The organism is Streptomyces sp. RK9, assembly GCF_045070545.1.
Classification (GTDB): domain Bacteria; phylum Actinomycetota; class Actinomycetes; order Streptomycetales; family Streptomycetaceae; genus Streptomyces; species Streptomyces alboflavus.
Window position 1 is genome coordinate 1,229,708 of record NZ_CP173704.1, and the last position, 13,982, is coordinate 1,243,689.

General features: G+C 72.8%; 13 protein-coding genes. 5 read left to right on the top strand and 8 right to left on the bottom strand.

The window, feature by feature from the left end; all coding sequences use genetic code 11:
* Positions 1-126: 126 nt before the first annotated feature.
* Both AB6L24_RS25670 and AB6L24_RS25675 read right to left on the bottom strand, forming a co-directional pair.
* Entirely contained in the window at positions 127-1,800 is a 1,674-nt protein-coding gene (locus tag AB6L24_RS25670; RefSeq protein WP_405658885.1) for a PQQ-binding-like beta-propeller repeat protein, read from the bottom strand.
* A gap of 90 nt (positions 1,801-1,890) precedes the next feature.
* Entirely contained in the window at positions 1,891-3,510 is a 1,620-nt protein-coding gene (locus AB6L24_RS25675) for a PQQ-binding-like beta-propeller repeat protein (protein ID WP_405658887.1), read from the bottom strand.
* Between the two features lie 88 nt (positions 3,511-3,598).
* Between AB6L24_RS25675 and AB6L24_RS25680 the strand changes: the two genes are divergently transcribed.
* Entirely contained in the window at positions 3,599-4,195 is a 597-nt protein-coding gene (locus AB6L24_RS25680; RefSeq protein ID WP_405658890.1) for a TetR/AcrR family transcriptional regulator, read from the top strand.
* Here AB6L24_RS25680 and AB6L24_RS25685 read toward each other — a convergent pair.
* Positions 4,192-4,590: a MerR family transcriptional regulator gene (locus AB6L24_RS25685; protein WP_405658893.1), complete on the bottom strand. Its 399-nt coding sequence runs from the start codon at positions 4,588-4,590 to the stop codon at positions 4,192-4,194. The two genes, AB6L24_RS25680 and AB6L24_RS25685, sit on opposite strands and share 4 nt — an antisense overlap.
* A 174-nt stretch (positions 4,591-4,764) precedes the next feature.
* Here AB6L24_RS25685 and AB6L24_RS25690 point away from each other — a divergent pair, with 174 nt between their 5' ends.
* Complete coding sequence (locus AB6L24_RS25690; RefSeq protein ID WP_405658895.1) at positions 4,765-5,157, top strand: hypothetical protein; 393 nt, start codon at positions 4,765-4,767, stop codon at positions 5,155-5,157.
* Between the two features lie 86 nt (positions 5,158-5,243).
* On the opposite strand, the gene AB6L24_RS25695 is transcribed toward AB6L24_RS25690, so the two are convergent.
* From AB6L24_RS25695 to AB6L24_RS25710, 4 genes are all read right to left on the bottom strand, one after another.
* A complete protein-coding gene (locus AB6L24_RS25695; RefSeq protein ID WP_405658897.1) occupies positions 5,244-5,573 on the bottom strand; it encodes an SCO5918 family protein in 330 nt (109 codons plus the stop codon).
* A gap of 126 nt (positions 5,574-5,699) precedes the next feature.
* The gene (locus AB6L24_RS25700; protein ID WP_405658899.1) at positions 5,700-7,223 is read right to left on the bottom strand and encodes a DEAD/DEAH box helicase; all 1,524 of its coding nucleotides are present in this window, start codon (positions 7,221-7,223) and stop codon (positions 5,700-5,702) included.
* 195 nt (positions 7,224-7,418) lie between these two features.
* Complete coding sequence (locus tag AB6L24_RS25705) at positions 7,419-7,622, bottom strand: cold-shock protein (protein ID WP_030259935.1); 204 nt, start codon at positions 7,620-7,622, stop codon at positions 7,419-7,421.
* 291 nt (positions 7,623-7,913) lie between these two features.
* Positions 7,914-8,474 carry a tellurite resistance TerB family protein gene (locus AB6L24_RS25710; RefSeq protein WP_405658903.1) on the bottom strand — a complete coding sequence of 187 codons (561 nt, stop codon included), beginning with the start codon at positions 8,472-8,474 and terminating at the stop codon, positions 7,914-7,916.
* A gap of 233 nt (positions 8,475-8,707) precedes the next feature.
* Here AB6L24_RS25710 and AB6L24_RS25715 point away from each other — a divergent pair, with 233 nt between their 5' ends.
* The 3 genes from AB6L24_RS25715 (at position 8,708) to AB6L24_RS25725 (ending at position 12,988) form a co-directional block, all read left to right on the top strand.
* Positions 8,708-10,336, top strand: a complete 1,629-nt coding sequence (locus tag AB6L24_RS25715) for a hypothetical protein (RefSeq protein WP_405658905.1) — start codon at positions 8,708-8,710, stop codon at positions 10,334-10,336.
* Positions 10,337-10,406: 70 nt separating this feature from the next.
* Positions 10,407-11,720, top strand: coding sequence for an AAA family ATPase (locus AB6L24_RS25720; protein ID WP_405658908.1), 1,314 nt, complete (start codon positions 10,407-10,409; stop codon positions 11,718-11,720).
* The gene (locus AB6L24_RS25725; protein WP_405658910.1) at positions 11,717-12,988 is read left to right on the top strand and encodes a DUF2201 family putative metallopeptidase; all 1,272 of its coding nucleotides are present in this window, start codon (positions 11,717-11,719) and stop codon (positions 12,986-12,988) included. Before AB6L24_RS25720 ends, AB6L24_RS25725 begins: the two co-directional genes overlap by 4 nt.
* 22 nt (positions 12,989-13,010) lie before the next feature.
* On the opposite strand, the gene AB6L24_RS25730 is transcribed toward AB6L24_RS25725, so the two are convergent.
* Complete coding sequence (locus AB6L24_RS25730) at positions 13,011-13,904, bottom strand: DUF4394 domain-containing protein (RefSeq protein WP_405663329.1); 894 nt, start codon at positions 13,902-13,904, stop codon at positions 13,011-13,013.
* Positions 13,905-13,982: the final 78 nt, after the last annotated feature.

Genomic DNA, 13,982 nt, shown 5'->3' on the forward strand with positions numbered 1-13,982 from the left:
ACCGTCCTCTTTCCCCACCGCGTCGCGCCGCCCGGCACTTCGCACACATATGTCCGTCGAGGGCCAGGTTAGATCATGCTTGCGACGCCCCGGCCCCTCGCTGCGCCCGCGCTTCGGGCGCGGTCGCTACTTCGCGGCGAACCCCATCATCATGATCGACTTGCGGTCCGAGACCGGGCGGGACAGCAGGTCGGAGCTGAGGTACAGCTTGTTGTGCTTGTAGTGCACCTCCGAGATGAGGGGCGGCAGGGCGGTCGGGCGCGTGGTGGCGTCGAGCAGCAGGGTCTGCTTCATCGTGCGGCCGTGGACGGAGTAGACCCGGGCGTAGGGGCCGCTCTTGTAGACGAGGACGTTCCCGCCGTCCATGCGGAGGGGGAAGATCGGGGCCTCGTCGCCGCCCTTCAGGCGCTGCCCCGTGGTCTTGCCGGTGGCCAGGGAGAACACCACGATGTCGTTGGTCGTCGTGTACTCCTTGTCGCCGTCGCGCCGCGCCGTCGCCACGTACAGCTTGCCGTTCCCGGCGACGATGCCCTTGCAGTCCTCGTTGGTCGACGACGTCCCGCAGGTGTGCATGTACTGGCCGTCCGGCAGCTGGAACTTCGTGCGCAGCTTGCCGCGGTCGTCGAGGGAGAAGATGTCGGACGCGCCGGACGAGGTGATCTCGCCGGAGTCCGTGCCGAGAACCACCGGCCAGGTGGAGATGACGTTCGGGGACTTGACGCCCTCGGGCATCCCGTAGCTCCACTTGGGCTTGCCCGTGGCCGGGTCGAGCAGCTCGACCTTGAACTTCGGCGTGCTCAGCTCACCGCAGGAGCGCACCGCCACGAGCCGGTCGCCGCCGCCGTAGCCGACGTCCCGGCACTTCTCGCCCAGCTTCGGCTTCCACAGGAGCTTGCCGGAGCGCAGGTCGAAGGCGGCGCCGCCGTACAGGCCGGAGAGCGCCACGGTGTTCCCGGCGATCGTGGCCTGGCTGAACTGGGTCTTGTCCTTCTGGTAGCCGATGCCGACCGACTTGGTCCACAGCTTCTCGCCCGTGTCGACGTCGAACGCCATGACCTCGGTGCAGGGCGCGTAGCTCCGCTCGTCGTCCCCGGCCTTCGGTGCCGGCTGGGTGACGACGACGGCTATGTTGCCGTTGCCGAGGTTGGTGGAGCCCGCGCAGGACATGCCGGGCTTGTCCAGCTTCCACACGTCCTTGCCGGTGGCCGCGTCGAGTCCGGTGATCCGCTTGACCGACGCCTTCGCGTACACCTTGTCGGTGAGCCAGGACCCCTTCACCCGATAAGTGCTCGCGCCCTTCGGCAACTTGGGCTGCCCGGCCGCGCCCTTGAAGAAGGCCTTCGGGTCGGCGGGCACCGGCTCCTTCGGCTTCTCGTACGCGGGTCCGGCGCCGTCGGGCCGCTGCTTGCCCGCCGCCTTGTCCTTCGAGCCGTCGTCATCGCCCTGCTGGGTGGCGTACCAGACACCGCCGCCGACGATCAGTGCGACCGCGAGCACCGCGGAGCCGATGATCGCCGCCCGGCCCCGGGAGCGCCCGCCCCCACCCGGTGTCGGGTCCGGCGTGGTCACCGGCTGGGGCGGCCCGAAGCCGCCCGGCTGTGAGTACGGGCCGGGCTGCGCGTACGGACCCTGCTGCGGGTTCCCGCCGGGCTGCCCGTACCCGCCGGGCGGCGGGTCGACCGGCGGGCCGAAGCCGCCCGCCTGGGGCCCCTGCTGGGGCTGCTGGGGCTGCTGGGGCGGCGGCGGCCCGAAGCCGCCGGGCAGGGGCGGCTGCGACTGCGGTGGGGGCGGGTTGGTCATCGTGGCTCCAGGAACGGCGAGGGGACGGCGGTGCGGGCGAGGGCCGAAGCGGCTGCGTCAAGGTCCGCAGCGGCCGCGGGAACGGCTGCGTCAAGGTCCGAACGAGAGCATCCGCCCGTTCCCCTCCTCGCCCGCGGAACCGTGGCTCCTGCCGTCGAGGCGCGTCGGCGTGACGAACAGCCGGCCGTCGGCGTACAGGGTGTTCCCGGCGAACATGAAGACCTCGATCTTCTGCGCGGCGGCGGTGTGCTTCAGGAGCACCTTGGGCTTGCCGCCGCCGGAGGGCAGGAACAGGGTCCGCCCGGTCTCCTCCCGGTACGGCCGCCCGTACACGATCACCCCCTTGCCCTCCCGCGCGCTGACGGTGACGGGCAGAAGCTGCCGTCCCCCGGCCTCGACGGACCACTTGGCCCTGCCCGTGCCGAGGTCGAAGGCGACGATCCTGTTGGGCCCGAGGATCTTCTTGGGCTTGCTCGCGAGGTAGAGGGTGTCGTGGGCGACGACACCCCCGACGCAGTTCTGCACGCCCTCGCCGGAGTCCCCGGCGCCGGTGCACTGCTCGAACTTCTCCTTGCGCCGGTCGAGGTCGATCCACGAGCGCTGCTTGCCCCGCTCGTCGACGGCGGCCAGGGCCCACTTGTCCGGCTCGGCGCGGCTGCGCAGGGCGACGACGACGGGAGCGACGGAGAACACCTTGTCGAGGGTCCAGCCCTTCTTGTTGCGGTACTCCCACTCGGTCTTGCCGGTACGGGGATCCAGCTTGCGCAACCGCCCGTGGGTGAGCTCCGAGCCCGCCGCGCACGACCGCACCTGGAGCAGCGCGGGGCCGCCCGCGACACCGCGCAGGAAGCAGGCGCCCTCGCGCTGGTGCTTGGTCGTGAACAGCCGCTTGCCGTCCCGCATGCGGTAGGCGTGCGCGGTCGAGTCCTGGTCGACCATCACGGTGGAGCCGCTGATCGCCACGTGCGTGGCGGTGGTGCTGTCCTGCGTGCCGTGCTCCTTGAGCTGCTTGTGCCAGCCCTTCTTCCCGGTCCTCAGGTCGATCTGCTGCAGCTGGTCGCACTTGCCCCCGACCCGGGCCTCGCTCTTGGTGTAGACGACGACGACCTTGCCGTCGGGCGAGGGGTTCACCGGGGTGTCGCAGACCTCGCCGGGCAGCCGCACCCGCCACGCCCGCGTGCCGTCGGCCACCTTGAACGCGGTGACCTCGTCGTACTCGGCCTGCGCGACGAGGCCGTCCACGCGCCACAGGTCGAGCAACTGGCCGCCCTTGCCCGGCAGTTTCACGTCGTTGACGGCGAGCCAGGCCTTCGCGTCGCCGGGCTTGCGTCCCGCGTTGACGTCGATCTGGCCTGCCGACCCGGTGCCCTTGCCGCCGTCGTCGTCGCTGCCGTCGCGCGGGGGCGCCGACTCGCGTCCGTCGCGCGCGGGCTTGTCCGAGTCCTGCGCCACCGGCTTGCGGGAACCGTCCTTGTCCCCGTCACCGTCTCCCCGCGTGAGCACGAAGACGCCGGTGCCCACGAGCACCAGGGCGAGGGCGCCGACGCCGGCGATCAGGGCACCGCGCCTGCGGGGGCCCGCGGGCGGCGGTCCGGCCGGGGGCGGGAAGGGCGGCTGGGCGGGGGGCTGTGGCAGCGGCTGGGCGTAGGGGTTGCCGGGGACCGGCTGGTGTGCCGGTGGGCGACCCGACTCGGGCTCATGACTGACCATGGCAGAGAGTGTGTCCCAACCAACGGACTTTTTAGAGACTTTTTCTAGAAAAAGTTTCCGATGCTGGATCTGAACTACGCTGTTCCGCATGGCGCCTAAGCAGCAGCGTGGCGAGGCCACGGTCGACCTGCTCCTGGACACGGCCCTGCGGGTGTACGCGGCATCGGGACGGCAGGGATTCACGGTCAACGCGGTCACGGCCGCGAGCGGCGTCAGCTTCGGCAGCCTCTACCACCACTTCGGCAGCTTCGACGGACTCGCCGCCGCGCTGTACATCCGCTGTCAGGACCAGCTGTGCGACCCCGTGGTGGCCGCCGTCACCCGCTGCCGCACCGCCCGCACGGGCGTCCAGGCCTTCGTCAAGGCGTACTTGGACTTCACCCGCGAACACCGCGACGTGGCCACCTTCGTGCACGCCTCCGCGTACTCCCGCTATCTCGCGGCCCACGCCAAGGAGGTCGCGGCGGCCAAGGAGACCAAGTTCGCCGCCATCGCCTCCTGGATGTACGCCCGCGTCGCCGCCGGCGAGGTGGCGGTGCTTCCCGACCAGATGATCGAGGTCCTGCTCCTCGGCCCGGTCGCGGAGACGGCCCACCGCTGGCTCTCCGGCACCTACGAGGTGGATCTGGACGAGGCGGTGCGGGTCCTGCCGGACCGGATCTGGCGGTCGCTGCGGGCGGACTAGGCGCCGGAGGCCGGGTCGTCCTTCGCGGGAGCCGGGCCGTCCGCCCCGTCCGCTGCGGCAGCCGCGCCGCCCGCCGCCTCGCTCGCCGCCCGCCGGTACTCCGCGTTGATCCGCTGGGCCTCCTCAAGTTGGTCCTCAAGGATGACGATGCGGCACGCGGCCTCGATGGGGGTGCCCTGGTCGACGAGTTCACGGGCGCGGGCGGCGATGCGCAGCTGGTAGCGGGAGTAGCGCCGGTGGCCGCCCTCGGAGCGGAGCGGGGTGATCAGGCGGGCCTCGCCGATGGCCCGGAGGAAACCGGGGGTGGTGCCGAGCATCTCCGCTGCTCGGCCCATCGTGTAGGCGGGGTAGTCGTCGTCGTCCAGACGACCACTGAGGGGGATATCTGCTGTCATGTCACCTCGTTGTGCAACGCGTCGAAGGGCCCCGATGCCGTACGGCACCCGGGACCCCGAACGAATTCAACACCATGCGTCGCCCCCGCCGCCCCGGCGACTTTCCGGTTACGGCCCGGCCGGGGCCGTACGCGGGGTGGGGCCGGGACGGGCCGCTGAATAGAATCCGCTGTCATGTCGAACCCTGACGAGCTGCTCGTCAACATCTCCGCCATGGTCGAGTCGGAGCAGAGCAACCAGATGTCGCTCACCGTGGTCGTCGCGGGTGCCGTGCTCACCGGCCGCCTCGCTCCCGAACGCGTGTGGAGGCAGCGGGTCTCCGAGGTCCTGAAGGACTCGGACCGCCTCGGCCCGTTCTCCGACGTCTTCGCCGGTCACAGCGCGCCGGTCCGGTCCGTCCCGGACTCCGGCGACACCGGCGGCACGGCGCCCACGCATCTGCACTTCCACCTCGCCCGGATCCTCCAGGGCAGCGTGGGGATCCCCGAGACCGGGGGCATGTACCGGGTCGCGATCAAGGACGTCAGCGCCTGGACCGTGGGTGACCTCAGCTACTCCGACCAGTGATCACGCGGGCCGTGTGGCCGGCCGCATGAAGGAAGGGCCCCGCCGACGTCTGCCGGCGGGGCCCTTCACAGCTTGCGAGCGCCTGCTCACGCCTCCGGCGCGACGGGGCCGGGGACGGGGCCGCCGAGCAGCGCCGAGGCGTTCGCCACGGGGGCGAGGGGCTGCTGGGGCGCGGGCTCCTGGGCGCTGCGGCAGGTGAAGCCGAGCCGGGTCATGGCCCGGGTGACCTCGCCGCTGGTGAAGTCGCGGCGGTCCTGGCGGGTGATGACGGCGCCGACCTGCTTGGCGGGGTAGTTGCGGCGGCCGATGATCACGTACTCGCCGCCGGTGACCGGCTCGGGCTCGACGTCCTTCATCGTGGCCAGCACTTCGCTCTTGGAGAGGTCGAACGGGAACCTGGCGATGACGCAGCGCATGATGCCTCACAGACGGGGAGAGAAGGGGCTGAGCGGGGCTACGGGCTGAGCGGTCCTGACGGGGCCGGGTGGCGAGGGGGCCGGGCGGCCCGGGCGTGGCTGCGGGTCCACCGGGCCACGGGGCCCTCAGGGAGACTCTAGGGCCTGTCCGGCGGGCCGACCCTGGGTCCTCGGGGATGCGGACCTGTTCCGACCGCCGCGGCCGCGGCGCCCACGGGGTGTGGAGGAGGCGCTGCGGCGGGGCCGCTCGGGGGCGGGCGCGCGGATCACGACGGGGATCCCGGACGGCTCCCTGGCTCCGGTGATGCGGCTCAACTCGGCCTCGCCGGAGCGTACTTCGGTGGTCTGCGCGGTGACGCCCGCGGACGCCATCAGGCGGCTCATCGCGCGCCGCTGGTTCGGGGTCACGAGGGTGACGACGCTGCCGGACTCCCCTGCGCGGGCCGTGCGGCCGCCGCGGTGCAGATAGTCCTTGGGGTCGGTGGGCGGGTCCACGTTCACGACCAGGTCGAGCTGGTCGACATGGATGCCGCGCGCGGCCACGTTGGTGGCGACGAGCACCGACACGTGCCCGTCCTTGAACTGGGTGAGGGTCCGGGTGCGCTGCGGCTGGGACTTCCCGCCGTGCAGCGCGGCGGCGCGGACACCGCTGCTCAGGAGGTCCTTGGTGAGCTGGTCCACCGCGTGCTTGGTGTCCAGGAACATGATCACCCGGCCGTCCCTGGCCGCGATCTCCGTGGTGGCCCGGCGCTTGTCGGCGGCGCGCACGTGCAGCACGTGGTGGACCATCGTGGTCACCGCCCCCGCGGACGGGTCGACGGAGTGCACCACCGGGTCGTTCAGATAGCGCCGCACCAGCAGGTCGACGTTGCGGTCGAGGGTGGCGGAGAACAGCATCCGCTGCCCCTCGGGCCGCACCTGGTCGAGCAGCGCCGTGACCTGCGGCATGAAGCCCATGTCGGCCATCTGGTCGGCCTCGTCGAGGACGGTGGTCGTGACCTGGTCGAGGCGGCAGTCGCCCCGGTCGATGAGGTCCTTCAGGCGCCCGGGCGTCGCCACGACGATCTCCGAGCCGCCACGCAGCGCGCTCGCCTGGCGGCCGATCGGCATCCCGCCGACGACGGTGGCGAGGCGCAGCCGCAGCGAGCGGGCGTAGGGCGTGAGCGCGTCGGTGACCTGCTGGGCGAGTTCACGGGTGGGTACGAGGACGAGTCCGAGCGGCTGCCGGGGCTCGGCGCGACGGCCCGCCGTGCGGGCGAGCAGGGCCAGGCCGAACGCGAGGGTCTTGCCGGAGCCGGTGCGGCCGCGGCCGAGCGCGTCACGGCCTGCGAGGGTGTTGGGCAGGGTGGCCGCCTGGATCGGGAACGGCACGGTGACGCCTTCCCGGCCGAGCGCGGTGAGGAGTTCCGCGGGCATCTCCAGGTCGGCGAACGCCTCGACGGCGGGCAGCGCGGGGGTGATCGTCTTCGGCGGGGCGAACTCGCCCTGGAGCGCCGCGCGTTGCCGGGCGTGGCCGTTCGGCCGGGACGGGCCGCCGGCGCGGCCGTTGGAATTCGGTCGGCCGGAGCCGGTGCGGCCCGTGGAATTCGGGCGGCCGGAACTTCCGGTTCGGGTACGGGTGTAGCGGTCGCCATTGCGGGCGCGGTTCATGCGGGGCCTTCCTCGATGTGGCACGTATCGGCAGGTATCAAGGAATTCCCGCAGCACAAGGGGCGGCGCAGAGAATCGCAAGAACGAGCCAAGAGTGGCGGGTTTTTTCCCGCGATAATTCGCCGAGAACGCAGCGAGCTGGGGCCCGCACCCCAAGGTGCGGGCCCCAGCTGCGAAGTGCGTGTATCCGCTGCGTCAGGCGGGGACGATGTTCTCCGCCGTCGGGCCCTTCTGGCCCTGCGCGATGTCGAACGTCACCTTCTGGCCCTCGAGCAGCTCACGGAAGCCCTGGGTGGCGATGTTCGAGTAGTGGGCGAAGACGTCGGGGCCGCCGCCGTCCTGCTCGATGAAGCCGAAGCCCTTTTCCGAGTTGAACCACTTCACGGTACCGGCAGCCATTTTATTCTCCTTCGGGGCGGTGCTCGGAGCCCGCCCTGTGCGGACCCCGTGTCGCCGTGATGACCCCGTCGGAAAGATGAACCGTTTTCGGGAACCACAACTGCAACTGAGATCGACCGTAGCACGGCAGGTCCTGGAAACGGTGGGAAAAGGAATTGCTCCGGCTGCCGTGCGAGGAATCCTCAACGCGCCTCGCCGCAATTCCTCATGCCGCCGCGACAGATATTGTCCCGCCGGGATCTCAGCGGCCGCCGCCCGGCCGTCCGTCCCGGCGGCCGCCGCCCGGCCGTCTCAGAGGCCGAACTCCTGCGGGGACAGGCCGAGTGCGGCGCACGCCTCGCGCAGGACCTGCTCCTCGGCCGGGGCGACATACCCGTCCGCACCCGCGACGACCAGGCCGGTCTGCACGACCGCACGGGCCTCCGTCTGCTTCTTGGACGCCTTGGCGATCTCCTGCATGACCTCCGTCTTGCCCTGCTGGAAGTTGAACGCCAGCTGGTCCACGTGCTTGTTGAACCGCTGGCGCAGCTGCTCCGGCGGGAAGTTCTGCAGCACGTCGTTCTGCAGGATCAGCGACTCCACGTGCTGCCGCTCGGCCGGGTCGACCTGGCCGTCGGCGGCCGCGACCAGGGCGCACATGGCCATGCTCGCGTCGCGGTACGAACCGCTCTTCAGCTCCGTCTTGAGGGACGTGAGCTGGGACTTGAGCGCGCTGATCAGCTGAGCCTTCGAGCCGCCGGAGGACCCGCCGGGCCGACCGCTGCCGTGCCCGCCCGAGCTGCCGCCCGAGCGCGAACCCTGCGCCTGCTGCAGACCCTTGGCCTGCTCCTTGAGCTTGTCCCACATAGCCATCCGTGCCACCTCAGCTTCTGCCATGTAACCGCTCGTGCGCGCGCGTTCCGCGCGTCCTTCTGCCAACGCCCTCACGTTCCCCGAAGTTCCAGTGTCAGTACAGCGCGGACCAGGACTCGGTACAGCTCGGGAAAAACACCTGACAGGGCGCGGGGCGGGGCCGTACCATCCCTCGCGATGACGACTCACTCTGTTGACAGATTGGGGGACCCGTCCGCGCAAGGTGAGTGCTGATGCTCACCGACATCGCGAACGGGCACACCCGCCCTTCCCTCCGGCGCCCCTTCGACCGGCGCCCGTCCTTCTGGCCGCGCGTACGCGAGTTCGCCGTGCCGCCCGCCATGATCGAGACCGCGACCGCCCGCCGCCGTGCCGGTGACTGGGCCGGGGCGTGCGCCGCCGCGGGCGTCGACGTGGACCTCAGCCCGCGCTCCCTGACGCGCACGCACGGCCGCGAACTCGCCGCCCGCGTCCGCGACGACCTCCGCCACCTCGCGCCCGACCTGCTGCGCTGGCACCTGCCGAGGATCGCCCCGGACGGGTTGCTGCGGCCGGGGCTCACGATTCCGCTCGCTCGGTACGACATGGGGGACTTCCCGTACGGCACGGGGGAGCCCCGGTACGACACGGGCGCGTGGGGCGGCGCGGGCGCCCCGCACCCGGTGCACCTGGTGGTCCGCACGCCGCCCGCGTGGGCGGACGCGGGGCAGCGGGTCAGCCTCGCGCTGTGGGACGGGTCCCGCGCGGGGCCCGGTGCCCTCGGCCACCAGGACCCGCCCTCGCCCCGGTCCCCGTACCCGCGTGCGCGGCCGTACCCGCACCCCCACCCGTATCCCAGCCGACGGTTCCGGCTCGACCTGCACCGGCACCTGTGGGACGCGCGCAGGGCCGGTGAGCTGCGCGTACGCTCCGGGGCCGACCGGACGCCCGCCGACTCCCTCTTCCTCGCCGACCTCGAACTGCCGCCGCCCGCGCCGCCCGCGCTCGGCTGCGCCGTCGACCGCTGGGCCGCCGAGGCGGAGATCCTGCTGCGCGCCGAGGGGCGGGCCGACGGGGTGTTCGCCGTGCGGCTCGGGGGCGGGCGGCGGGTGGTGCTGCGCCTGGACGGGGCGGACGGGGCGGGCGGGGCGGGCGGGGTGGAGGTTGTGGGCGACGGGGGCGGCGGACGTTCCGGTGGTCGGGCCGAGGGGCGTGTCGGCGGGCGTGGCGAGGGCCGTGCCGGCGGGCGTGGCCAGGACCGTGCCGCGCCGCCCGTCCTGCCCGATGCCGCCACCTGGGTCCTGCCCGACCTCGACCTGCTCCGCACCGGTGCCCTCGACGCCGACAGGCTGCACCCCCTCGTCGCCTCGGCGCTCGTACCGGACCGCCCGCTCGAACCGCCGTCCCGCACCCCCGACCGGGCCGGCGACCCGCGCGTAGTGGACTGCCGGGGCGCCCGGCACCGCATCGGACTCGTCGACGGTGTCCTCGCCGCGCTCGACCACGACCCGGTCGAGGTGCGGCGCGAGGAACTCCTCGTCGCCCTCGGCGGACCCCCGCTGCCGTGCCTGCGCGCCATCGACGAGGCCCACCGCCGCCCCGACTGCCTCACCGGCGTCCGCGAACGCCTCGACCACGGCGACACCGCCGGCGCGCTCGCCGTCGTCGAGGGCCTGCTCGGCCCCGAGGCCGTCCTGCGCGCGGGCCCGCTGCGGGACGAGCTGGAGGCCGCGGCGGCGCGGCGGATCACGTACGGGCTCTTCCGGGCGGGGCTGTTGGGCGCGGGGGCGAGGGGTGGCGGTGGCCCCGGGACCCGGCTCCGTCCCGGCCGGGGCCGGGCCCGCGATCGCCGCGCGCAGCCGCGCCGCACCGCCGCGTACTGACGCGCCCTCCCTCTTTCTCGCTTGCGGTCGGCCGCACGTGGCCGACCACCGAACCCAAAGGTGATGACACATGCCCACATGCACGCCGTCCGTCCTGCCCGCGCTGTCCGCCTCTTCGGCCGGTACCACCGACACCACCACTCAACTCGACGTCGCCGCCGACCTCTTGACCCTCCTCCGCGACACCACCACCGAACCCCGCCCCGACATCCAGCTGGAGGCCCTGACCCTGGCCGTGGCCGCCGACCTGCCCGTGCTCCTGTGGGGAGAGCCGGGCATCGGCAAGACCGCCGCGCTGACCCAGCTCGCCGCGTCCCTGGGCCTCCCGTTGACCACGGTGATCGCCAGCGTGCACGAGCCGTCGGACTTCTCGGGGCTGCCCGTCGTCGGGGACGACCCGGCGGAACAGGGCGTCCCCATGGCCCCGCCGGACTGGGCGGTGCGCCTGGTGAGGGCGGGCCGGGGGCTGCTGTTCCTCGACGAGCTGTCCACCGCGCCCCCGGCCGTGCAGGCGGCGCTGCTCCGGCTCGTCCTGGAGCGCCGCATCGGCACCCTCCAACTTCCGCCGGACGTACGGATCGTGGCCGCCGCCAACCCCCGCTCGTCGGCGGCCGACGGCTGGGAGCTGAGCCCGCCCCTGGCCAACCGGTTCGTCCACCTCCAGTGGACCCACGACCACGAGGTCGTCGTACGCGGACTCGGCGGGACCTGGCCCCGGGCGACCCTGCCCCGGCTCGACCCCGGGAAGCTGCCGGAGGCCGTGGAGTTCGCCCGGCGCGCGGTGTGCGGACTGCTGGCCGCGCGCCCCGCCCTCGTGCACCGGCTGCCGAGCAACGAGACGCGCAGGGGCGGTCCTTGGCCCTCGCCGCGGAGCTGGGAGATGACCCTGCGCCTGATCGCGTTCGCGACCGCGGCGGGCTCGTCGCGGGAAGTGCTCGCCCTGCTCGCCAGGGGCACGGTGGGGGACGGGCCGGGTCTCGAACTCCTCGCCGGGATCGACCGGATGGACCTCCCCGACCCCGAACTGCTGCTCGCCGACCCGGCCGTCGCCGAACTGCCCGAGCGCGGCGACCTGCGCCAGGCCGCCCTCGACGGCGTGGTGGCCGCGGTCCGCAACCGCCCGGACCGGGCCCGCTGGGACGCGGCCTGGGCGCTGCTCGTCCGCGCCCTGGAGACCGGCGCCCCGGACCTGGTCGTCGTACCCGCTACCACGCTGGCGTCGCTGCGGCAGGAGGACTGGGACGTACCGGAGTCGATCGAGCGGCTTGCCGGAGCGGTGTCGCTTTCGCAGCGGGCGGACCGGGCGAGGGGCGGGACGAAGGCGGCGAAGGCGGGGACGGGGGCCGGTGCGGCGACGGCGCCTGCGGCGAGGGCGGCGCGATGACGGCGACCTCACCGAACCCCGACCTCGCGGACGCGCGGCCCCTTCCCCTGGACCGCGACAAGCTCTTCGCCGCCCGGCTGCACGCGGCACGGGTGCGGCCGTACCTGGCGACGGCGCTGTTCGCCCTGCACGTCGTCGAGTCGCGGGACGTGCCGACGATGGCCGTGGACCGGTACTGGCGGGTCTACGTCTCGCCGCACTTCGTGGCCCGGACGCCGGTCGCGGAGCTGGCCGGGGTGTGGGTGCACGAGGTGTCGCACCTGCTGCGCGACCACCACGGGCGCGGGGACCGGGTCGCGCGGGAGCGGGGCCTGACCGGCGCGGGGGACAGGCTGCGGATGAACATCGCGGCGGACTGCGAGATCAACGACGACGTGTACGGGGACGGGCTCGCGCGGCCCGAAGGGGCCGTGCGGCCGGAGACGCTGGCGCTGCCGCCGGGGGAGCTGATGGAGGACTACCTGCGGCAGTTCCGGCTCGGGCCGCGCACGGCGGACCTGTCCTGGCTGGACTGCGGCAGCGGCGCCGACGGCAGGGAACGGGACTGGGACCTCGGCCCGGAGGGCGCCCACGGCCTGAGCGCGCAGGAGCGGGACGCCGTACGGTTCCGGGTGGCGCAGGGCCTGAACGGGCGTCCGGGGAAGGCGCCGAAGGGGTGGAAGCGGTGGGCGGAGGAGGCGTTCCATCCGCCGCAGCCCTGGCGGGAGTTGCTGGGCGCCGCGGTGCGCTCGGCGGCGTCCGGGCCGGGTGCGGGCGCGGACTACACGTACGGGCGTCCCGCGCGGCGGTCGGCCGGGGTGCCCGGCGTGCTGCTGCCCAGCCTGCGCCGCAGGCCCCCGCACGTCGCCGTGGTCGTCGACACGTCGGGTTCCGTCAGCGACGCCGAACTGGGCAGCGCGCTCCTGGAGGTGGCGGCGATCGCCCGCGCCGTGGGCGGCCGCAGGGACCTGGTGTCCGTGCTGCCCTGCGACGCGTCGGCCCGCATCGTCCACCCCCTGTGCGCGGGCGAGGGCATCCCGCTGATCGGCGGCGGGGGCACGGACCTGCGCACGGGTTTCGCCCGGGCGCTGCGGACCCGGCCACGGCCGGACGTCGTCGTGGTCCTCACCGACGGCCGGACGCCGTGGCCGAGCGCTCAGCCGTCGTGCCGGACGGTGGTCGGCCTGTTTCCCCGCCCTCGCCGCGACACCTCGACACGGGACGAGAGCGACCCCGACTACGTACCGGACACACCACCGGAGTGGGCGCGGGTGGTGGAGATCGGATAGCGGGCGGTTACCCGATATCCTTTCAGCTGCCGCCGAGTTTGATCGCCACGTCGGTGACATCCAGCGGGAATTGATCGATGACGGTCGCCTCACCGGTGAAGACATTCACGCTGTAGAAGGACGGGCCTTCCGCCCCGTACGGGGTGAGGGAGGCGAAGGCGATATTCGAGGTGGTCTTGCCGCCTGTCAGATAACTGAAGATGTCCAGACCGGAATCCGCGCCCGCGTCGAGGGTCAGGGAGCCGGTCGGGGCCAGGGTGCCGTTGTTGGCGGGCGACTGGATGACGACCTGGTCGGACGTGGTGTTGACGTCGAACAGGGTGGTCGCGGTCGCGCCGTTGAGGTCGTTGTTGGTGTACGCGGCGGCGGTGACGCCCCGGGCGGGGGAGGGGCTCGGCGGGGTGGTGAGGATGCCGTCCTCCTCGGTGGTGCCGTTGCCGAGGTTGTGCCGCAGGTTCTGCGCGTTGTCGCTGATGACGCGGAGCCGGTCGGCGGCGGGGTTGAAGTCGACGCCGAACTTCGTTCCGTACAGGGCGATCTGCAGCTGGGACACCTTGGTGACCTCGACGTCCGGGACGTCCGGCGGGGTCTTGATCGTGTAGATCCCGCCCTGGTCGCCGACGCCGTACAGCAGCCCGTTCTGCACCCGGTAGTCGATGCCGATCAGCCTCGTGTCTCCCTTGAGCCCCTTGATGATCTTGACCCAGTCGAGTTGGCCGGGCTTGTCGGTGGTGAACGTGGCCATGCGGGTGCCGTTCACGAGGATGCCGAAGGCGCGGAGGCTCGGGGTGGCGGCGGGGCTCTTGGTGGCGGTGGTGGCTCTGGTGCTCCCCGCCGGGTCGGGGGCCGAGCTGGCGCCCGGCGCGGCGACCAGGAGGGCGGCGCAGGCGGCCGACGCGGACAGGGCGGCCACGATTCTCGTGCTCTTCCTGGACCTGGTGGTCCGCGTCCTGGTTCTGAGATCGCGTCTCATTGATTTCCTCCCGAATGAAGA